24 protein-coding genes are annotated in these 20,210 nt (G+C 68.9%); 14 read left to right on the top strand and 10 right to left on the bottom strand.

Annotation, left to right across the window (positions count from 1 at the left end; genetic code table 11):
• Window positions 1-93 precede the first annotated feature (93 nt).
• The 5 genes from ACPCUW_RS17505 to hflX all read left to right on the top strand — a co-directional run bounded on the left by ACPCUW_RS17505 (window position 94) and on the right by hflX (window position 5,255).
• Window positions 94-855, top strand: coding sequence for a hypothetical protein (locus ACPCUW_RS17505; RefSeq protein WP_423425955.1), 762 nt, complete (start codon window positions 94-96; stop codon window positions 853-855).
• Entirely contained in the window at window positions 852-1,775 is a 924-nt protein-coding gene (gene miaA / locus ACPCUW_RS17500; protein ID WP_063017443.1) for a tRNA (adenosine(37)-N6)-dimethylallyltransferase MiaA, read from the top strand. Before ACPCUW_RS17505 ends, miaA begins: the two co-directional genes overlap by 4 nt.
• Before the next feature lie 44 nt (window positions 1,776-1,819).
• Window positions 1,820-2,617, top strand: a complete 798-nt coding sequence (locus ACPCUW_RS17495; RefSeq protein WP_423425954.1) for a TrmH family RNA methyltransferase — start codon at window positions 1,820-1,822, stop codon at window positions 2,615-2,617.
• A gap of 66 nt (window positions 2,618-2,683) precedes the next feature.
• On the top strand, window positions 2,684-3,565 hold the full coding sequence (dapF, locus tag ACPCUW_RS17490; RefSeq protein WP_423426127.1) for a diaminopimelate epimerase: 882 nt from the start codon (window positions 2,684-2,686) through the stop codon (window positions 3,563-3,565).
• Window positions 3,566-3,653: 88 nt separating this feature from the next.
• A complete protein-coding gene (gene hflX / locus ACPCUW_RS17485; protein ID WP_082857335.1) occupies window positions 3,654-5,255 on the top strand; it encodes a GTPase HflX in 1,602 nt (533 codons plus the stop codon).
• A 45-nt stretch (window positions 5,256-5,300) separates the two neighbouring features.
• Here the strand turns inward: hflX and ACPCUW_RS17480 are convergent, their stop codons facing one another.
• On the bottom strand, window positions 5,301-5,528 hold the full coding sequence (locus ACPCUW_RS17480; RefSeq protein WP_423425953.1) for a hypothetical protein: 228 nt from the start codon (window positions 5,526-5,528) through the stop codon (window positions 5,301-5,303).
• Here ACPCUW_RS17480 and ACPCUW_RS17475 point away from each other — a divergent pair.
• Complete coding sequence (locus tag ACPCUW_RS17475) at window positions 5,512-6,318, top strand: lysophospholipid acyltransferase family protein (RefSeq protein ID WP_051755243.1); 807 nt, start codon at window positions 5,512-5,514, stop codon at window positions 6,316-6,318. The two genes, ACPCUW_RS17480 and ACPCUW_RS17475, sit on opposite strands and share 17 nt — an antisense overlap.
• Window positions 6,319-6,470: 152 nt before the next feature.
• Window positions 6,471-7,616, top strand: coding sequence for an acyl-CoA dehydrogenase family protein (locus ACPCUW_RS17470; protein WP_063017447.1), 1,146 nt, complete (start codon window positions 6,471-6,473; stop codon window positions 7,614-7,616).
• A 99-nt stretch (window positions 7,617-7,715) separates the two neighbouring features.
• On the opposite strand, the gene ACPCUW_RS17465 is transcribed toward ACPCUW_RS17470, so the two are convergent.
• The 4 genes from ACPCUW_RS17465 to ACPCUW_RS17450 form a co-directional block, all read right to left on the bottom strand.
• On the bottom strand, window positions 7,716-8,342 hold the full coding sequence (locus ACPCUW_RS17465) for a UdgX family uracil-DNA binding protein (RefSeq protein ID WP_423425951.1): 627 nt from the start codon (window positions 8,340-8,342) through the stop codon (window positions 7,716-7,718).
• Window positions 8,343-8,358: 16 nt separating this feature from the next.
• A complete protein-coding gene (locus tag ACPCUW_RS17460; RefSeq protein WP_063017451.1) occupies window positions 8,359-8,916 on the bottom strand; it encodes a type 1 glutamine amidotransferase domain-containing protein in 558 nt (185 codons plus the stop codon).
• A 31-nt stretch (window positions 8,917-8,947) separates the two neighbouring features.
• Entirely contained in the window at window positions 8,948-9,211 is a 264-nt protein-coding gene (locus ACPCUW_RS17455) for a hypothetical protein (RefSeq protein ID WP_104363049.1), read from the bottom strand.
• Window positions 9,212-9,710: 499 nt separating this feature from the next.
• Window positions 9,711-10,355, bottom strand: coding sequence for a flavodoxin family protein (locus ACPCUW_RS17450; RefSeq protein ID WP_051755157.1), 645 nt, complete (start codon window positions 10,353-10,355; stop codon window positions 9,711-9,713).
• Window positions 10,356-10,560: 205 nt separating this feature from the next.
• On the opposite strand from ACPCUW_RS17450, the gene ACPCUW_RS17445 reads away from it, so the two are divergent.
• Genes ACPCUW_RS17445 through ACPCUW_RS17435 form a run of 3 tightly spaced genes read left to right on the top strand, consistent with a single transcriptional unit; the run spans window position 10,561 to window position 12,463 of the window.
• Window positions 10,561-11,571, top strand: a complete 1,011-nt coding sequence (locus ACPCUW_RS17445; RefSeq protein ID WP_423425949.1) for an iron-containing redox enzyme family protein — start codon at window positions 10,561-10,563, stop codon at window positions 11,569-11,571.
• Window positions 11,572-11,598: 27 nt separating this feature from the next.
• Window positions 11,599-12,249, top strand: coding sequence for a HemK2/MTQ2 family protein methyltransferase (locus ACPCUW_RS17440; protein WP_064901950.1), 651 nt, complete (start codon window positions 11,599-11,601; stop codon window positions 12,247-12,249).
• Window positions 12,239-12,463, top strand: a complete 225-nt coding sequence (locus tag ACPCUW_RS17435; RefSeq protein WP_197039777.1) for a CDGSH iron-sulfur domain-containing protein — start codon at window positions 12,239-12,241, stop codon at window positions 12,461-12,463. Before ACPCUW_RS17440 ends, ACPCUW_RS17435 begins: the two co-directional genes overlap by 11 nt.
• Before the next feature lie 20 nt (window positions 12,464-12,483).
• On the opposite strand, the gene ACPCUW_RS17430 is transcribed toward ACPCUW_RS17435, so the two are convergent.
• Entirely contained in the window at window positions 12,484-14,007 is a 1,524-nt protein-coding gene (locus ACPCUW_RS17430; RefSeq protein WP_423425947.1) for an MFS transporter, read from the bottom strand.
• A 181-nt stretch (window positions 14,008-14,188) separates the two neighbouring features.
• On the opposite strand from ACPCUW_RS17430, the gene ACPCUW_RS17425 reads away from it, so the two are divergent.
• Entirely contained in the window at window positions 14,189-14,620 is a 432-nt protein-coding gene (locus ACPCUW_RS17425; RefSeq protein WP_423425945.1) for a hypothetical protein, read from the top strand.
• Between the two features lie 12 nt (window positions 14,621-14,632).
• Here the strand turns inward: ACPCUW_RS17425 and ACPCUW_RS17420 are convergent, their stop codons facing one another.
• Window positions 14,633-15,334 (bottom strand): TetR/AcrR family transcriptional regulator, encoded by a 702-nt coding sequence (locus tag ACPCUW_RS17420; RefSeq protein ID WP_423425944.1) that lies wholly within the window; start codon window positions 15,332-15,334, stop codon window positions 14,633-14,635.
• 104 nt (window positions 15,335-15,438) lie between these two features.
• On the opposite strand from ACPCUW_RS17420, the gene ACPCUW_RS17415 reads away from it, so the two are divergent.
• Window positions 15,439-16,554, top strand: a complete 1,116-nt coding sequence (locus ACPCUW_RS17415) for a phosphatase PAP2 family protein (protein WP_423425943.1) — start codon at window positions 15,439-15,441, stop codon at window positions 16,552-16,554.
• Window positions 16,555-16,592: 38 nt separating this feature from the next.
• Entirely contained in the window at window positions 16,593-16,952 is a 360-nt protein-coding gene (locus tag ACPCUW_RS17410; protein ID WP_063016669.1) for a hypothetical protein, read from the top strand.
• A gap of 78 nt (window positions 16,953-17,030) precedes the next feature.
• Here ACPCUW_RS17410 and ACPCUW_RS17405 read toward each other — a convergent pair whose 3' ends face one another.
• The 3 genes from ACPCUW_RS17405 to ACPCUW_RS17395 form a co-directional block, all read right to left on the bottom strand.
• Window positions 17,031-17,423: a hypothetical protein gene (locus tag ACPCUW_RS17405; RefSeq protein WP_423425941.1), complete on the bottom strand. Its 393-nt coding sequence runs from the start codon at window positions 17,421-17,423 to the stop codon at window positions 17,031-17,033.
• Window positions 17,424-17,564: 141 nt separating this feature from the next.
• On the bottom strand, window positions 17,565-18,389 hold the full coding sequence (locus tag ACPCUW_RS17400) for an SAM-dependent methyltransferase (protein WP_064901944.1): 825 nt from the start codon (window positions 18,387-18,389) through the stop codon (window positions 17,565-17,567).
• A gap of 44 nt (window positions 18,390-18,433) precedes the next feature.
• Window positions 18,434-19,417: a helix-turn-helix domain-containing protein gene (locus tag ACPCUW_RS17395; protein WP_423425940.1), complete on the bottom strand. Its 984-nt coding sequence runs from the start codon at window positions 19,415-19,417 to the stop codon at window positions 18,434-18,436.
• 343 nt (window positions 19,418-19,760) lie between these two features.
• Here ACPCUW_RS17395 and ACPCUW_RS17390 point away from each other — a divergent pair, with 343 nt between their 5' ends.
• The gene (locus tag ACPCUW_RS17390; protein ID WP_063016663.1) at window positions 19,761-20,165 is read left to right on the top strand and encodes a hypothetical protein; all 405 of its coding nucleotides are present in this window, start codon (window positions 19,761-19,763) and stop codon (window positions 20,163-20,165) included.
• Window positions 20,166-20,210 lie beyond the last annotated feature (45 nt).

The raw sequence follows: 20,210 nt of genomic DNA, 5'->3' as shown, positions 1-20,210 counted from the left end.
GACCGAGTGACGGTTGAGGGTGGTGGGAACACGATCACCCCGGGTGAGCGGCGGCCTCGGCTGCCGTCTCCCGGCGGGCGCTACCGTTGACGGGTGTTTCGTGCCGCCGCGCTGATTCCCTCGCCGCTCGTGCTGATTCCCGAACTGGGCGGCGCGACTCCGCTGACCGACGCCACCCACCCGGCCGCGCAGGTACCGCAACTGCGCGAGGCCGTCCTGGAGGCGGGGCGGCTGCTGGCCCGGCAGGCCCGGCACTGGACCATCGTCGGCGCGGGCACCGAGCCGACGACCGGCGTGGGCAGTTTCCGCGGCTTCGGCGCGGACGTCCGGGTCGCGTTGTCGGCGACGGACCCCGGCGGTGAGCCGCGATTCGACTGGCCGACCGCGCTGCTGGTGGGCGCATGGTTGCGCGGACGGATCGCGGCCGAGGACGGCGAGGACATCGAGGCGCGGGCGCTGCCGGTCGATCCCGGCGCCGAGCCCGCCCGCTGCGTGGATCTGGGGGCCCGATTGCGCGGCGAGATGGACGCCGACCCGCGCGCGCACGGTGTGCTGATCGTGGCCGACGGCGCCGCGACCCTGTCCACCACCTCGCCCGGATATCTCGATCCCCGTGCCGAAGGCGAACAACAGCGGATCGACGCCGCTCTCGACGCCGGTGACCGCGCGGCACTCGGCGCACTGGACCCGCGGCTGTGTGCCGAACTCGAGGTGGCGGGCCGTCCCGGCTTTCAGGTGCTGGCCGGTCTGTTCGGTATCGACACCGCCGATCCGAAGGTCGAAACCCTCTATCGCGCAGCACCTTTCGGTGTGGGCTACCACGCGTCGGTCTGGTATCCGGCGGGTGCGCGATGAGTGCGCCCATCGCCGTCATCGGCCCGACCGCGACCGGAAAGTCGGATCTGGCATTGGAATTGGCGGTTCGCCTGGACGGGGAGATCGTCAATATCGACGCCATGCAGCTGTATCGCGGCATGGATATCGGCACCGCCAAACTGCCGCCGCAGCAGCGCCGCGGCATTCCGCACCACCAACTCGACGTGCTGGAGGTGACCGAAACGGCCACCGTCGCCGCGTATCAGGCCGCGGCCTCCGCCGACGTCGAGGACATTCTCGCGCGCGGCCGGGTGCCGGTCATCGTGGGCGGTTCGATGATGTACGTCCAGGCGCTGCTGGACGAGTGGGAATTCCCGGCCACCGACACCCGCGTCCGCGAGAAGTGGGAGGCGGTTCTCGAACGCGACGGGATCGCCGCCGTCCATGCCGCCCTGCGCGCCGCCGATCCCGTTGCGGCGCAGACCATTCTGCCCACCGACGGGCGGCGGATCGTCCGGGCGCTCGAGGTCGTCGAACTCACCGGCCGGCCGTTCGCCGCCTCGCAGCCGCAACGCGGCACGCCCCGATGGAATACCACGATCATCGGTGTCGACCGCGAGACCGCCGAACTCGACGCGCGCATCGAGACCCGCACCGAGACGATGTTCGCGCAGGGTCTCGTCGACGAGGTGCGCGAATTGATCGGCCGCGGCCTGCGCCGGGGCCAGACGGCACGCCGGGCGATCGGTTACGCACAAGTCCTGGCTCATCTCGACAACGAATACGACCTGAGCCATGCGCGTGAGCGCACGCTGATCGGCACCCGCCGCTACGTGCGCCGGCAACGCTCGTGGTTCCGCCGCGACCCACGCGTGCACTGGGTCGACGGCGCCGATCCGCGCCTGGCGGATGCGGTACTGGCCCATGTGCTCGACGAACAGGAATCGATTCGGCAGTGACCCGCCCATCGACCACCCGCCCATCGACGACCCGTAATGCCTCCGTGGGGGAGTGGCGAGCCTATCTCGGCAACCGCGCCCGCCGCCGGCGCGACGGCCGCTTTCTCGTCCACGGCCGCGAACCGATCACCGCGGCGGTGGCGAACGGCTGGCCGCTGGAGGCGGTGCTGTACCGCCTCGGCGCCCCGCTGCCGGCGTGGGCGCGCGAGGTGCTCGACAACGACGCGGTGCCGGCGATCGGACTGGTCGGCGACACCCTCGACGAACTCGCCGAACCCGATACCGGCACACCGGAACTGGTGGCGCTGGCGCACACCCGCAGCCGGGACGGCTCGGAGGTCCGCCTCGATCCGGCACGTCCGGTGGTCGTGATAGATCGCCCGGCCTCCGCGCTGCGGCTGGGCAGTGTGCTGCGCACCGCGCACGCTTTCGGCGCCGCCGCGGTCGTGATCAGCGGTTCCGGCGCGGACGAATACGACCCGCGGTGTGTGCGCGCCTCGGCAGGCGCGTTGTTCGCGGTGCCGGTGGTGCGAGTGCCCGGCCCGGCTGCCGTCGCCGAATTGCGGGCGGGCGCGGGAGTCCCGGCCCGGCTGGTCGGTGTCGGTGCGGACCCCGCCGACGAGCCGGTCGATGCGCACACCTTCGCGGATGCGACGATCATGGTGTTCGCCGACGACGGCGAGCTCGACGCGCGGTGGCGCGACGCATGCGACGAGATGGTGCGGATTCCGGCGGGTGCGATGCCGGTCACCCCCTGCGCCGTCTCGGTCGTGCTGTACGAAATATCCCGGCAGCGCCGGGTGTCGGTATCGAAGGTGAACGCCGGCGCGGCCGGTGAATAGTGCGGGACGGCTGGAGGAACGACGTCGATGAGCGAGCAGGTGCAGACGGTGTCCGGCGCGGCCGATATCGAATTCGGCAAGGGCCACGGGACCCAGAACGATTTCGTGGTGCTGCCCGACGCCGACGCCCGCCTGCGCCTGGCCCCCGACACCGTCGCCGTGCTGTGTGACCGGCGCCAGGGCATCGGCGCCGACGGTGTGCTGCGCGTCGCCCGGGCGGGGGCGCTGGTGGAGCGCGGCGAGCTGGCCGAACTGCCCGACGGTGTGGCCGCGGCGGACTGGTTCATGGACTATCGCAACGCCGACGGGTCGATCGCGGAGATGTGCGGCAACGGCGTGCGCGTGTTCGCCCACTATCTGCTCGCCACCGGAATGCAGCGGGATACCGAATTCGTGGTCGGCACCCGGGCGGGCGCGCGCTCGGTGGTCGTGCATTCCTTCGACGAGGTGCACGGCGAGGTCACCGTCGGCATGGGCCCGGTGCGGATGCTCGGTGATTCCACCGCCACGGTCGCCGGCAGCGCGTTGGCCGGAGTCGGGGTCGACGTGGGCAATCCGCATCTGGCCTGTGTCGATCCCGGGCTCACCGCCGACGGGCTGGCCGCGCTCGACCTCTCCGTGCCACCCGGTTTCGATCCGGAGTTGTTCCCGCACGGCGTGAACGTGGAAATCCTGACCGCGCTCGGCGAGGACGGCGCGGTCGATATGCGGGTCTACGAACGCGGCGTCGGCGAAACCCGCTCCTGCGGCACCGGCACGGTCGCCGCGGCCGCCGCGGCGCTGACGAGTGCGGGCATCGATCCGGCGGCGGATTCGGCGCAGGTGCGGGTCCGGGTGCCCGGCGGTGCCGTCACCGTGGGCATCGAGCACGGGCAGGCGTGGTTGCGCGGCCCCTCGGTGCTGGTCGGTTCCGGACACCTCGCCGGTGAGTGGTGGGCCGGCGCCTGATCCGTGTGAGCTTACCGGGGCCGCTCCCGGCGTCGGCCGGAAATATCCGAGTGCGCCCGATGGTTGTGGCGTGGGACCATGGAGGTGTATGAGGAAATCACAAACGTACGAGTTCACCCCGATCGAGCAGCTCGACTCGGAGACGGACGGCTACGCGGACCAGGACTACAGCATCGGCGATGACGACGCCGATACCGGCGTGAGCGATTACGACGCCGACGAGGACGACGGCAGCGGCTACTCCGGCAACGGCTGGGCGGCCGCGCCCACCGTCGGTGAACTGCAACTCGACGAACGCAGCGCGCTGCGCCGTGTCGCGGGGTTGTCCACCGAGCTCACCGACGTCACCGAGGTCGAGTACCGGCAGTTGCGACTGGAGCGGGTCGTGCTGGTCGGCGTGTGGACCGAGGGCAACGCCGCGCAGGCCGACGCCAGCATGGCCGAATTGGCCGCGCTCGCCGAAACCGCCGGCTCTCAGGTGCTCGACGCGCTGATCCAGCGCCGCGACAAGCCCGATCCGGCCACCTACATCGGCTCGGGTAAGGCCGACGAATTGCGCTCGGTGGTGCTCGGGACCGGCGCCGACACGGTGATCTGCGACGGTGAGCTGACCCCGGCGCAGCTGAACGCGCTGGAGAAGGTCGTCAAGGTGAAGGTCATCGACCGCACCGCGCTGATTCTGGACATCTTCGCCCAGCACGCCACCTCCCGCGAGGGTAAGGCGCAGGTGTCGCTGGCACAGATGGAGTACATGCTGCCGCGACTGCGCGGCTGGGGTGAATCGATGTCGCGGCAGGCCGGTGGCCGGGCCGGTGGTGCGGGCGGCGGTGTGGGTACCCGTGGCCCCGGTGAGACCAAGATCGAAACCGATCGCCGCCGGATCCGCGAGCGGATGGCCAAGTTGCGCCGCGAGATCAAGGAGATGAAGACCGCCCGCGACACCAAGCGGTCGCGGCGCACCTCCAGCGGCATTCCGGCGGTGGCGATCGTCGGCTACACCAACGCCGGGAAATCCAGCCTGATGAACGCCCTGACCGGCGCGGGCATCCTGGTGCAGGACGCGCTGTTCGCCACCCTGGATCCGACGACTCGCCGGGCCGCGCTCGACGACGGCCGCGAGGTCGTCTTCACCGACACCGTCGGATTCGTCCGGCATCTGCCGACTCAGCTGGTGGAGGCGTTCCGGTCCACCCTCGAGGAGGTCACCGGCGCCGATCTGCTGCTGCATGTGGTCGACGGTTCCGACGCGCTGCCCGATCAGCAGATCAAGGCCGTGCGCGAGGTGATCACCGATGTGCTGCGCGAGCAGGGCGAGGGATCCGGGCCGCCGGAGTTGCTGGTGGTGAACAAGATCGACGCGTTGGACGCGACGCAGCTGGCGCATCTGCGGGCGCAGCTGCCGGGCGCGGTGTTCGTCTCGGCCCGCACCGGCCGCGGCATCGACCAGTTGCGCGAACGGCTGGCGGAGATCCTCGGCGGGCTCGATGTCGAGGTGAGTGTGCTGCTCCCGTACACTCGTGGTGATCTGCTCGCGCGCATCCACTCCGACGGCCGCATCATCAGCTCCTCGCACGAGGAGGGTGGTACGCGGGTGCGGGCCCGGGTTCCCCGGGCGCTCGCACCGACCCTGTCGCAGTACGCGCACGCGGGCACCGTCGGCAGTGCGGAAGCAGCGGGGCCTTCGCACTGAAGCTTTCGTAGTCTGTGTGCCACAGTCGTTTTCGGTAGAATCGCGTCACCGAACGGCTGCAGGGAGGGTGCAAATGTCCGGGAACGATGTCATGCCTGTCGAATCCATGCCCATCGAATCCATGCCTGTCGAATTCACCGCCGAGCGCTCGCCGGCAACACCGGGGCAGTCCGCGTCGCCGGACGCTTCCGCCAGGCCGAGCGCTGCCGCGAAGCCGAGCGTTCCCGCCACGCTCAGTGACGGAGCACCGTTGCGAATGACGGTGCCCGCCATCGATCTTCGCGTTTTCGACGCGCTGTCGACGCCGGTGCGGCTGTGGAACAGTCCGGTTTTCCACGGCCTGGACAACATTCCCGAAACCGGCCCGGTCATGCTCGTCGGCAACCACACGCTGCTCGGCGGCGTGGACGCGCCGCTGCTGGTGCACGAGATCTACCACCGCACCGGCCGGGTGGTGCGCGGCCTGGCGGAGAACGTGCTGATGCGGGTGCCGCCGGTGCGTGAGCTCGTGCACCGGATCGGCAGCGTGCGGGGTTCGCGCGACAATTGCCGCACCCTGCTCGACAACGGCGAGGCCGTCATCGTGTTCCCCGGCGGCGGCCGCGAGGCGATGCGCCGCAAAGGTGAGAAATACCACCTCAAATGGGAGGGGCGTACCGGCTTCGCCCGCATGGCGATCGAGGCCGGCGCGCCGATCCTGCCCACCGCGATGATCGGCGCCGACGACGTGTTCGACGTGGTCTTCGACGGCGATCATCCGGTGATGAGCCCGCTGCGCTGGACCGTCGAGGCGCTCGGTATCCGCGGCAATCTCACTCCGCCGCTCATGCGCGGAATCGGTCCCACCGTCGTGCCCCGGCCCGAACGGTTCTACTACTCGATCGGCACGCCCATCGAGACCACGCCGTGGCAGGACGCCACCGATCTGGACGCCGCCGCGGAGGAATTGCAGCAGGTGGTGCGCAAGGCGCTGGAGGAGGAGATCACCGCTCTGCTGGCCGAGCGCGATCGTGATCGCGGGCGCACCCTGTGGGGCCGCGTCCGCGGCGCTGTCGGACTGTAGAGGTTTACCCGCGTTCAGGGTGCGCAGGGATCACCTGCTGAAGCTTTTCGCACAGGTGGGGGACTTTTTTCGGATCTGAAGTGAACCGCGATTCCCCTTCCGGGTACCGTATGTGGCAGGCGAGTTGCCGATGTGGTCACTAGGAGGTTGGCGTGGAGCGCACCCTTTTCGAGCCCGAACACGATCTGTTCCGGGAGTCATACCGTAAATTTCTGGATCAGCACGTCGCGCCGCACCATGCCGAGTGGGAGCAGGCGGGCGTCGTGGATCGGCAGCTGTGGCTGGAGGCCGGTAAGCAGGGTTTCCTCGGCATGGCCGTGCCCGAGGAGTTCGGTGGCGGCGGGGTCAAGGATTTCCGCTACAACGCGGTGATCACCGAGGAGACCACCAAGGGTCAGTACTCGGGTCTGGGCTTCTCGCTGCACAACGACGTGATCGCGCCGTATCTGCTGGAGCTGGCCAACGATGAGCAGAAGCAGCGCTGGCTGCCCGGATTCTGCTCCGGTGAGATCATCACCGCCATCGCCATGACCGAGCCGGGCACCGGTTCGGATCTGCAGGGCATCAAAACCCGCGCGGTGAAGGACGGCGACGACTGGGTCATCAACGGCGCCAAGACCTTCATCACCAACGGCATCAACTCCGACATCGTGATCGTGGTCGCGCAGACCGATCCCGAGAAGGGGGCGATGGGCTTCTCGCTGCTCGTCGTCGAGCGCGGCATGCCCGGCTTCGAGCGCGGCCGCAACCTCGACAAGATCGGTCTCAAGGCGCAGGACACCGCCGAGCTCAGCTTCACCGACGTGCGGGTTCCGGCCAAAAACCTGCTCGGCACCGAGGGCATGGGCTTCATCCACCTGATGCAGAACCTGCCGCAGGAGCGGATGTCGATCGCCGTGATGGCCGCCGCCGCGATGGAAGGCTGCCTGGAGACCACCATCCAGTACGTGCGCGACCGCAAGGCCTTCGGCAAACCGATCGGCGCCCAGCAGAACACGCGTTTCGTTCTGGCCGAGCTGGCCACCAAGACCACCGCGGTGCGCGTGCTGGTCGACCGCTTCATCGAGGCTCTCAACGCCGGCACGCTCTCGGCCGAGGATGCCGCGATGGCCAAGTGGTGGAGCACCGAGGAACAGCTCGACCTGATCACCAAATGCCTGCAGCTGCACGGCGGTTACGGTTACATGCGCGAGTACCCCATCGCCAAGGCGTATATGGATGCGCGCGTGCAGACCATCTACGGCGGCACCACCGAGATCATGAAGGAGATCATCGGCCGCTCCTTGAAGCTGAGCTGACGACACCGAGCTGACGTACTTCGGCTGCCCGTCTCCGGCAGCAACGGCCGCCGCCGGACCACCGGCGGCGGCCGTGGTGTGCCGCAAGCGTTTTCGCTCCTAGGAGCTCGTTCCGGACAGTGCGGTGGCCGCCTCGGTGAGGTCGGCGACCAGCCCGTCGTAGGCCTCGTCGCGATCGGGAGCGCGCAACGCGGCGGCCGGATGGATGGTGGCCAGCGCACGGTGATCGTCGTGCGCGATCAGCCGCCCGCGGTCGCGGGTGATCCGGAAATCGGGACCGAAGACGGCCTGGGCGGCCACCGCACCCAGGCAGACCACCAACCGCGGGCGGATCGCGTCGAGCTCGGCGGTCAGCCAGGGCGTGCACGCGACGATCTCCGTGCGCCCGGGCTTCTGATGGATGCGGCGCTTACCACGCTCGGTGAACTTGAAATGCTTCACCGCGTTCGTGAGATACACCGCGTCACGGTCGATTCCGGCATCGGCGAGGGCGCGATTCAGCAGCGTCCCGGCGGGGCCGACGAACGGGTGTCCGGCCAGATCCTCACGGTCGCCGGGTTGCTCGCCGATCATCACCATCGGGGCGTGCGCCGGGCCCTCGCCGAAGACGGTCCGGCTCGCATGCCGGTACAGATCGCAGCCGTGACATCTGCCCGCGGCCTCGCGCAATCGCGCGAGATCCGTGGTGTCCGGCACGAATTCCGCCGCACCCGGGGCTTTCACCATGATCGTGCCGTCACCGTCACTTCGCGCCCACTTCGGTCTCGATCGCCGAACAGAACGCGTCCAGATCGCGCGGATTGCGGGAGGTGATCAGCGTCCAGCCGTCCTGCGTCCGGACCACCTGCTCGTCGACCCACTGACCGCCCGCGTTGCGCACATCGGTCTGCAGCGACGGATACGAGGTCATGGTCTTGCCGCGGATCAGATCCGCCTCCACCAGCAGCCACGGGCCGTGGCAGATCGCGGCGATCGTCTTTCCGGCGTCGGCGAATCCGCGCGCCAGGTCGACGGCCTCCTTGGTGGCGCGCAACTTGTCGGCGTTGACGGTGCCACCGGGCACCACCAGCGCGTCGAAATCGCTCACCGATACCGAGGCCAGATCGGTGTCCGGGTCGACGGTGGTGTCGGCTTCGGTGTCGTGCACGAAGGTCTGCACCGCATCGGTGGACGGGGCGGCGTGGGTGACGCGAATTCCGTTGGCGCGCAACTGCTTCAGGGGTTCCAGCAGCTCGTCGCGTTCCACACCGGTCTGTGAGGTGACCACCAGGACGGTGGGCTCTCGGTCGGGTCGGCTCATCTCGTCTCCTTCTCGGGGCTCGCGCGGGCGCTCAGGCGCCCTGCATGCGAATCAGCGTGTTGAGTAGTTCGGCCTGCTCGGCCAGTTCGTGCTGATCGGGGTGGTCGCCGATGCGGTCGGCCAGTTCGGGGCGCCGGATCAACTCCATTCCGTCCTCGCCACTGTCGGTGGCGAGCCGGACCCGGCCTTCGGTCAGCACCAGGCGGGTGCCGGGGCTGCCCGCGTCCAGCAGCATCCGCAGATCCTCGGCGGTGACCTGCGGATGCGTTCCAGGGGTCTGCTCATCGGATGTCATGTCCGGCGGGTGCCCGGCGCGGGGCCGGTGAAACACCGGCCTGCTGAACCGGTGGCCACGGATCACGGCCGGGTACGGACGGGTTCGGGTCGGGCGTTGGGCCGGGGATCGGGCGGCCTGGATCAGGCGGCGGCTCGGGAATGGGCTCCGGAGGTATCGGTCGGCCGGGGTCGGGCGGCGGCTCCGGAACGGGCTCCGGAGGGACCGGTCGGCCGGGGCTCGGCGGCGGAGGGCCGGGGATCGGATCCGGGGCGGGTCCCGGTATCGGGCGGCCGGGTTCGGGTGGCCGGCCCGGAACGGGACCGGGCTCCGGGAACGGCGGCCGCGGATCGGGTTCCGGGGCCGGGATCGGACGTTCGGGCGTGGGATCCGGAACCGGCTGTGGCGGAACCGGTTCCGGGACCGGGGTCTCGCTCGCCCGTATTCGCGGTCCGGCGCTTTCGGTGTACATATCGGCTCCTCGAACGCATGAAGATTCGCGGTGCGATCCGCCCGGGCCCTACGACGGATAGGCCGGGTAGGGCGCGGCCTTCAAGGTCCGCGCCAGATGCGCGGCATTGCGCGCCATGCCCGCGGTCGTCGTCGCGACGGCCTCGGGAGTGCTGTCCAGGTCCAGATAGTCGACGCCGCTCATGGCCTCGCCGTTCCAGTAGGTGCACCCCTGGGCCGGCACGGTGAAGCCGATGTCGTTGAGTGCCTGGAACGTATCGGCGCAGATCTTGTGCGCGCCGTCCTCGTTGCCGACGACGGCGGCAATCCCCACCTTGCCCACCATGGCGGGCCGGTTCTGGTCGTCGGTGACCGACAGTTCGGCGTCGAGGCGTTCGAGCACCCGCTGCGCGACCGAGGACATGTGGCCCAGCCAGGTGGGCGTCGCGATCAGCACGATGTCCGCCGCGCTGATCTGTTCGCGCAGGTGGGGCCACTGATCGCCGTCACCCTCGTCCGCGGTGATGCCGGGTCGGATGTCCAGGTCGACCGCGCGCACGGTCTTGCCGGTGACGCCGTGGTTCGACAGTTCGCGCAGTACTTGCTCGGCGATCAGCTCGCTGCTCGATCGATCGGGCGACTTCTTCAGGGTGCAACTGATCGCGATGGCGGTGAGGTCGTCCCCGGGAGCTCGGGAACCGGTCGGGTCGTTCACAAGGTGCTCCTTTCGACGGGCGACGGGATGCTCTGTTTCGCGCATACCCGCCGATCCGCGCTCGAACCTGTCTGCCCCGGTGCGCCGATTGAAGGCGACGAGCACCGGGTATGCGGCGCCTATGGAGATTCCGCACCCCGAAGTGCGCCGAACATCCGGCCATCGGCACCTCTCGGCGTCCCGGCATCGGCCCACCCCGGCGCCGGTGACCGCGAATACCGGCGCGCCGCCGCTACCGCAGCCGCGCGGCGAACTCTCCGCCGGTCTGTGCGCACTGCTCAGCGGCACCGCCTGCCACGTCGATTTCGACACCGCGAACACCGACCCGTACGGCGAGGATCTGCAGCTGGCGTTGCACCTGTGCTACGAGTTGCATTACCGCGGTTTCGATTCCGTCGACCCGCGGTGGGAGTGGGACCCGGCGTTGCTGCGCATGCGCGCCCACCTCGAGGACCGGTTCCTGGCCGCGATGCGACGCGATGTGCCCGGCGGCGACGACCTCGACGGCGAACTCGACGATCTGCTCGTCGAGCCGGTCGAGGGCACGGGCGTCGGGCACTTCCTCAACGAACAGGGCCAGTGGTGGCAGGTGTGCGAATACTTCGCGCACCGCTCGATCTACCACCACAAAGAGGCCGATCCCTACGCGTGGGTGATTCCCCGTCTGCGCGGTCAGGCGAAGGCCGCGCTGGTCGCGGTCGAATACGACGAGTTCGGCGCCGGCCGGGGCGAGGACATCCACGCTCAGCTGTTCGCCGATCTGCTGGCCGGCGCCGGCCTCGACGACACCTACCTGCACTATCTCGATGCCGTCCCCGCGCCGATGCTGGCGCTGGTGAACATGATGTCGCTGTTCGGCCTGCACCGGCAGTTCCGGGGCGAGCTGGTCGGCCACTTCGCGAGCGTCGAGATCGGGTCGCCACCCGCGGCGCGTCGCATGGTCGACACGCTGCGGCGGCTGGACGCGCATCCGGCGTGTGTGCGCTTCTACGCCGAACACGTGGAGGCCGACGCGGTGCACGAACAGGTGATGCGCCGCGACGTCATCGGGGATCTGTCGGTCCGCGAGCCCGAGTTGATCGCACCGATGGTCTTCGGCATCCAGGCGACGACATTGCTGGAGAACGCCATCGACCGCCACATGCTCGACAGCTGGTCGGCCGGGCACAGCTCGCTGCGCGACCCGGAGGCGATCCCACGCGATCGCGCGGGTTGATCATCGGAAGGCGGGTATTCGGCGATCATGAGACTGTTCCGCGCACCGGGTGTCTACGCCCCGACAGCCGATACCGGACTGCTGATCAGAGCGCTGGGGGCCGCCGCCATCCCGGAGGGGTCCCAGGTGGTGGACGTGTGCACCGGTACCGGCGCCGTGGCGATCCAGGCGGGGCGGGCCGGTGCGTCCGCGGTCACCGCGGTGGACATCTCGCGCCGCGCGCTGGCCTCGGCGTGGCTCAACAGCAGGTTGCACGGGGTGCCGCTGGAATTGCTGCACGGCGATTTCGGCCGGGTGCTGCACCGGCGTACCTTCGACGCGGTGCTGGCGAACCCGCCCTACGTGCCGGGTCCTACCGAGATTCCGGCACATGGCCGGGCGCGCGCCTGGGAGGGCGGACCACGCGGCCGGGCGCTTCTTGATCCGTTGTGCCGGATGATGCCGGAGCTGTTGCGCACCAAGGGAATCGCGCTGATCGTGCATTCCTCGCTGTGCGATCCGGATCTGACCGTACGGCAACTGCGCGACGGCGGGCTCAAGGCCGCGATCGTCGTGCGGGAAACCTGCGAATTCGGTCCGGTACTGAACCGGCGCGCGCACTGGCTGGAGCGACAGCGCCTGATCGAACCGGGAACACGGCAAGAGGAGTTGGTGGTGATCCGTGCCGATCGAGAATGACGAGCCCACCCCCGGCCCGGCCCGCCGCACGCGGGTCACGCTCACCAAGGACGGTCCGGCGCTCGTCGAGGGGCCGGTGGAGTTGGTGACCGACGACGGACGCGTCGTGCGCTGCGATCGGTTCGTGGTCGCGGTGTGCACCTGCCGCCGGTCCGGGATCTATCCGCTCTGCGATACCACCCATCGCCGCCATCGCCGCAAACGCGGCGGCTGAACGCGCAGTCGGCGGGCGCGTCAGTGCTGCGGTGTCACGCTGGTGTGCCGCGGGATCAGTATCGCGGTGAGAACCGCGACGGCAGCCACCACACCGGCGGCCGCGTACGAGGTGACCGTGAGTGCGGAATCGAATGCCGCCGAAGCCATCTCGTGCACGCGGCTCCCGAGTTCACCGCCGATATCGCCGGCCACCGCGATCGCGCCGCCGGCCGATTCGCGGGCCGTCTCGCCCTGGGCTCCGGTCAACGGGACCTCGCTCATGTAATGGGTGAACAGCGCGCCGTGCACACTGCCCAGCAGCGCCACCCCCAGGCCGTTGCCCAGTTCGTAGCTGGTCTCCTCGACCGCGCCGCCCTGGCCGGCGCGTTCGGCCGGCACCGAGGAAACCAGAACCGCCGCGGCGGCGGTGACCGCGATGCCGTCACCGATACCCAGGCAGACCAGGACCAGCGCGACCACGGCATAGCTGGTGGGTTCGGGCGAGGTCGCCAGGACCGCGAAGCCGGCGGCGAGGATGAGCAGGCTGGTAACCATCACTCCGCGCACACCGGTCCAGCGAAGCAGCGCCGGTGTCGTCAGCGAGCCGACCAGAGTCGCGACCGCGGCCGGCGCCGTCCGGATCCCGGCCTCGGCGGGAGAGTTGCCGTGAATGTATTGCAGCCACAACGAAATCAGGAACAGGGCGGCGCCGATCGCGATCATCGCCATCAGTGTCGCCAGGGCCGCGGCGAGGAAGACCGGTCGCCGGAACAGCCGGATATCGAGCAGCGGATCGGTCAGCCGCAACTGCCGGCGCGCGAACCAGAACAGCATGGCGAGCCCGGCCAGCAGGACGCACACGTTCAGCACGACGTCCTCCCCGCGCGCGAGATGTTTGACGCCCCAGACGAATCCGACGATACCGAGCACCGACAACGGCACGCTCGGCCAGTCGAACGGGGTGGTCGACGGGGCCCGGTATTCGGGCAGCAAACCGATCCCTGCCGCCAGCGTGAGCACGACCACCGGCACGTTGATCCAGAACGCCGCGGCCCAGCCGAAGTGTTCGACCAGGACGCCACCCACGATCGGACCCACCGCCGCGCCGACCCCGGCGATCGCCGCCCAGATCGCGATCGCCCGGGTGCGTTCGTGCGGATCGTCGAAGATGTTGCGGATCAGCGAGAGCGTCGAGGGCATCACCATCGCGCCGCCCACCGCAAGGAGCACGCGGCCGCCGATGAGCTGACCGGTGACCTGTGCGGTCGCCGCGACCACCGACGCGACGCCGAACAGCGCGAATCCGGTCAGGAACAGCCGCTTGCGGCCGATCCGGTCGCCGACCGCGCCGAAGGTGATCAGCAGGCCGCCCAGAACCAATCCGTAGATGTCGACGATCCACAGCTGCGCGAGCGCCCCCGGTTGCAGGTCCTCGATCAGCGAGGGCAACGCGACGTTGAGCACGGTGGCGTCCATGGCGACGAGCAGCAGGCTCGCGCACAGCACCGCCAGCATGCCCCAGCGGCCGCGTACGGGTGTCGCCGTCCGGTTCCGGTCGATCATCGGGCCTCCCGATTGCCGAAGCAGCTCCTGCTACTTTCCGGCAATCCTACAAATCCCGGATCGATGACCAAGGTCCCCGATGGCGGGGACTTTCGGCCCTGATCCGGCCACGTCGCGGCTGTTGAGGTGAGGAGCCGGCAAGGGAGACGGGTGAGGTGGCGCGAGGCAACGGGCAGGGCCCATGATGTTCGCTGGCGTCCACGCCCCGGACAGCATCCGCGCGGCGTATGCCGACCGCGGACTGCCGGTCACGATGATCGGCCCCCGGCCGCATCTGGTGACCGGTGGCCGGTTCGGCCTGATCGCTCTGCCGAACCGACTGGGACACAGGATGATCGCCGCACTGCCGATCTGCGGTCCGGTGCTCGGGCATCCGCGGTCGCGGCGCCTGGCTTTCGTTGTCACCGCACCCGCCCCCGATCCACCGCTGGCGCTGCTGCATCTGCTGCGTCTGCACCGTGTCGTGGTGGTCGGCCCGCGGCGCTGCGTGGCGTTGCCCCGCTTCGACGGCGCCGGCCGGACGGTGCTGTGGGTGAACGAACCTCGCCGCGACGTCGTGGCACCGCGTGAGGCGGTAATCATCGACCTGGCCCTGCGCCTGTCGATCGACTAGTACTGCGCCCGACTAGTGCTGTGCCGCGGCCGCCTTGCGCAACCCGTCGAGGATCAGATCCAGGCCGAACAGATACTGCTCCTCGCCGCTGCCGTGCGTGATCACCAGTTCGGGCATCAGATCGGTGATCGTCGGATGGGCCACCGGATCCAGCATCTGCAGGCGGCTGGGGATGTTCTCACCGTTGCGGCGCGCCGGAGCGAACACATGACGCAGCGCCATGCCGAAGGTGTATTGCAACAGCACCACGTATCCGCGCGCGGTCTCCTGTCGGCCGAGACCGGCGGCCCGTAACTGGGAGAGCACCAATTCCAGTGCGGCGGTTGCGGTATCGGCGAAATCGCCGTCGCCGTCGGGCTTCACGGCGAGTACCCGAAGCACCGCCGGGCGTTCCACGAGCAGCCGGTACAGCGCCTGGCAGCACGCCCGTACCCGATCGGCCCAGTCGCCGGAGACGTCCGGCGGATGGAAGCTGTCGAGCACCTGATCGCGCGCGGCCTGCAGCAGTTCGTCCTTGCTGCGGAAGTAGGTGTAGAGCGTCATCGTGCCGACGCCCAGTTCGGCGGCGAGGGCGCGCATGGAGATGCCCTCGCAGTCGGTGTCGTCGAGCATGCGCAGCGCGGCGTCCACGATCGCCTCGGCGCTGAGCGTATGGCGCGGTACTCGGCGGCGGCCGCCCCCGGTTCGGGTTCGTCGGGCGGGCTCAGATGTCACGGCACTGTCTCCGGTCGGGATGAAATCCGGTCTCGCCGCCATTGTAGTATGCACGTACGACGTACCGTACGTTGTACGTCAGCCCTCGTCGTGGAGGTCGGGTCGTGGCTGCAACAACCATCTCGGGTCCGCTCGCGCAGGTTCCGGCGCGAGCCGGGGGCTGGTTTCGGGAAGTGGTGCTGGTCGTCGTGGTGTATTTCGCCTACGACGGCGCCCGGCTGCTGGTCGGCAGCGGTATCGACCACGCCCGTCACGACGCGCACGCGCTGCTGCGGATCGAGGACTGGCTGCGGCTGGACCCCGAACTGTGGCTGAACCGGATCTTCGTCGGCCACGCCTGGATCGCGATTCCGGCCGACTTCGCCTACGCCACGCTGCACTACGTCGTGACTCCGGCGATCCTGATCTGGATGTGGTGGGCGCACCGCGAGCAGTACCGGGCGGCTCGCACCCAGCTGGGCATCGCGACCGTCGCGGGCCTGATCGGATTCGTGGCATTGCCCACCGCGCCGCCGCGACTGCTGGAAGAGTCCCACGGTTTCATCGACGTGATGGCACTGCACGCCTCGGTGGGCTGGTGGCAGGGTGATTCCGGCACGCCGCGCGGATTGGATTCGCTCACCAACGATTTCGCCGCGATGCCGAGTCTGCACGTCGGCTGGGCGCTGTGGTGCGGGCTGATGCTGTACCGCTTCGGCCGGACTCCGCTCGCACGCTGGGCCGGTGTCGGCTATCCGATTCTCATCACGCTGGTGGTGATCGGGACCGCGAACCACTATCTGCTCGACTGCGCCGCCGGTGCGGTCCTGATCCTCGCCGCCGGTTACGCCGCCGTGCCGTATCTGCGCCTCTGCGACGCGACCGCGGACGGCATCCGGGTCTGGTGGGCGATGGTGCGCGCGACGTCGCCGTGGCCCGCTCGGCGTCGTGCGGTGGTCGCCGCCTTCGCACCGGGCGCGGTCGCCGGGCCGGCACTCGGAATCGGCGCCGGGCTGGCCGGTGTCCTGCAGGAGCCGACGCGGGAGCCGCCCGTGCGCGGACCGGATCGGACCATCGACCGGGTCGCGGACGCCTCCGCGGGCGGACGAGGTGCGGCGGGATGCCGGGAGGCCGGCCGATCGCCGCGGCGTGCCGGACACCCGCTCGGGGCCGAGATCCGGTCCGGGCCGGACCTGGGTGAACGTCGTCGCTCGCCTGGCGATGTCATCGGACGCCGGTAGAGTGACATCTTTCGGTCGGGCCAGTCAGGAGGCAACAGGTGGACGTCAAATCGGCCGTGCGCGGCTTCAATTCGGTGGTACTCACGCTGACGGAGGCGCCGGTTCTCGGCCCGCTGATGCGGAAGGGGTTCGTCGAGATCAGCTATGTCGGGCGAAAGTCGGGTAAGACGTTCAGCACACCGGTGAACTATCGGCGTTCCGGCGATTCCATCCTCATCGGCGTCGCTATGCCCGATCGCAAGAGCTGGTGGCGCAACTTCACCGGCGAGGGCGGCCCCATCACGCTGCATCTGGACGGTGGCGACCGCCGCGGTCACGCCGTGGCGACGCGTGACGAGAAGGGCCGGGTGCGGGTACAGGTGCAGCTGGACGACGACACCGCCGCGGGCTCGGACTGATCCGGACACTCTGCGGCGCAGAGGTTTTCGAGGGGAGCGGTGCCCGCGCGGGCGGGCACCGGAGACGTGCGGGAGCCGCTAGGCCGGTATTCGAGCCGTGAGACCGCTTGCGCGAGTGTCGTATTCGGCACCATCGAGCGCCGGCGCGGTGAATCTGTGCAGATCGAATTCGTGGGTCCGCACACCGTGGTGGAAGGCGTCGAGCTCGGCTCGATCGAAGATGAGCTCCACATCCCTTGCGCGACGGCCGGTTTCGGTGCGCAGCACATAGCGTCCGTCGGGGCGCCGCAACTGCGTGATCGGTAATCGCTCGGTGCGCCCGGCGCGGATACCCGCCTGGTATTTGTCGAACTGTTCGTCGGTGACCAGCAGCATCTCGGTGCTGCCCACGGCCGTGGCGGCGGTGGTGGCGGCAGTAGCGCACTTGTCGTCCCAGACGGCGGTCCATCCGTGTTTGCGTGCGACGCGCACGCAGTTCTGGTGCGGGGAACTGGCTGAGGCTTTTCGGAATTCACCTACGGTGAAGGTCGGTGGCCGCGTCATCGGATGCCCTTTCTACGGAGTAAAGCTGCCGGCGCACCGATGCGCGGACCGCCGCGCCGACCGTGCCGGCTAAGGCTTGTAGCCGACGGCCGCGAAATTACACGGCCGTGCCGGATCCGCTATGTCCACCGGTGCAGAGGGCCGCCAATCGGGGGCGTGCACGATCCCGGGATTCAGGAGTTCGAGGCCGTCGTAGAAGGCGGCGAAATCGTCACGGCGGCGCAGGGTCAACGGATCCGAGGTCTGCTTGTAGAGCTCTGCCGCCGCGGCCATTCCGCGTTGGACATCCTCGGACGCGTCGTCGAGACCGGCATGGCTCATCGCCACACAGCTGCCGCGCGGGAGCCGATCTCGCAGCTGGGCCATCAGCCGGTACGGGCGGTCGCTGTCCGGCACGAACGGCCAGACGCCGACGATGAGCAATCCGAGCGGCTGATCCGGATCGATGAGGCGCCGGGTCTCGGGATGGTCGAAAATATCGTCGGGACACCGCAGATCGGCATCGATGACCGCGGTGGTGGCGAGAGTGTCGGTACGGTGCAGCAGATCGTGCCAGCGCGCCACCGCCTCGGTGTTGTTGTCCACGTACACGACCCGGGTCCGCGACTCGTGGGCCCGCGCGATCTCGTGGGTGTTGCCCGCCGTCGGCAGGCCGGCGCCGATGTCGAGGAACTGCCGGATGCCGAGTGTGGCCATGAAATCGACTGCGCGGCATAGAAATTCGCGATTGTGCCGCGCCCAGGCATCGGCGTGGGGGAACAGCGCGAACACCCGCTCACCGAAGACCTTGTCGACGTCGAACAGCGCCTGTCCCGACAGATAGTAGTGGTACATGCGCGCCGCCGAGGGCCGGCTCGTGTCGATGTCGCGTGAGGGAAAGTCGTTGTCGCTCATAGCTGCCCGGCACTCCTTAGGCTTTGCAGATTACGGACGGTGGGTCACGTCCCGGTGACGCTCTCGCGTCGGAACGAACGCGCGATCCGGTCGATGAACGCTCGCGACCGATCGGGATCCGCTGCGGCCGCGGATAATCGGTCCCAGACGGTCTCCCGGGCGCGTACCGCGGGCTTGTCGTCGATATAGCGAATGTCGCCCTGGCTCTCCACGATCGCCATGTCCAGGTCGCCCGCCGCGCCGGGGGAGGGGACCCGCACCAGCGTGAAGCGGTCCTCCATCCCCGCGCCGCGGGTGGGGACGGTGAACGGCAGCACCTGCAGGACGATGTTGGGCCGATGCGACAGTTCGAGCAGGTATTCCAGTTGTTCGGCCATCACCGCGCGGCCGCCGTATTCGCGGCGCAGGCACGATTCCGAGAGCACGGCGTGGAAACGCGGCGCGGCGGGACCGGTGAGGACGTCCTGGCGGGCCAGTCGCGCGCGTACGGAATCCTCCACGGTGACCGCACAGGGATCGGCGGACGCGGTCTGCGCGTCGTGCGGGGGTTCGTGCAGGGCCCGGATATAGGGCTCGCATTGGATCAGTCCGGGCACGATCTCGGCCTCGGTGACCCGCAGCAGACTGGCGTGGGCCTCGAGGTCCACCAGCAGACGCAATTCCTCGAGGTAGGCGCGGCGGTGACCGGTATTCCAGAAACCGCGTTTGTGGTTGTCCCGGCGTAACGCCTCGAGGCTGTCGAGATACCCGGGGTCGGTGAAACCCAATGCGACCGCGAGGCGTTCGAGATCGCCGACGGTGATCGAGCTGGCGCCGTTGATCAACATCGCGATCCGGCTCTGGCTGGTATCGATGATCCGTGCGGCCTCCGCCTGATTCACCCCCGCGGTGCTGATCATATGTTCGATCTCGCGGCCCAGCAGCAATTTTCGCGCGGTACGTAATCGGGCTCCCATGGGTGCCAGCGTATCGGCGCGGCGCGCGGCCCGGGAGGTCGACGAAACGAGGCACTGCTGCGTGATGATCATACGCCCGACGAAATCTCTTCCGCCCCAATCGCTTTCCTTCGCGTGATAATCACGCTAGCATGTATCACGTTCAGGCTATCACGGTTTCGGCGACAGCCGAGTGCGGCCGGAGTCGCGAATATCCGCGGATCTCCCGGAATCAGCCGACGGTTCTCGTATGCCGGACTGAGCCGTCCGAATTGCGGACGGATGACCCGAATTCGGCCGATGATTGGGAGATCTCACAACCGCGGACCCCTGTGGTTCGGATGTTTGGGCCAACCCGCGCCGACTGCTCGTAATCACCGCGCGTCACCGTTACCTTCGTCAGTGCGATGGGGATCGGGCGCACGGAAGGAGCGCGATGCCGGCCTACGACTCCTGGGATGCGGAATCCGCGGAGGGCGATGGATTCGATTCCGGAAATGCCAGGAGTGCAACGCATTCCGATCCCGCGATAGTCATGCGGATGGGATTCGAACTGGCGCTCATCCTGCTCGGCGATGCGCCCACCGGGGCGGCGCGGGCGCTGCGGCGACTCGAACACGCGGCGGCGGTGTGGGCGCGCGACGGCGTACCGATCGATATGGTGCAGCACGCGATTCACGACGGAGTGAAACTGACCCTTGATCGCATCGATCCGGCCGGTGGTAAAGGAACCACCGATCCGGTGGCCGATCGCAGCTTCCTGGTCGACATGCTGGATCTGCTGACCTGCACCGTCTCCCGCGCCTACGTCGCCGAAATACGCAGACACCCTGCCCACTGACCGCCGCTGCGGTGCGGCGACGGACGCCTCATCCGGTGGCAGGGA

Source organism: Nocardia sp. AB354, assembly GCF_049538315.1.
Lineage (GTDB): Bacteria > Actinomycetota > Actinomycetes > Mycobacteriales > Mycobacteriaceae > Nocardia > Nocardia nova.
This window is presented reverse-complemented; position numbering and strand designations above follow the sequence as displayed.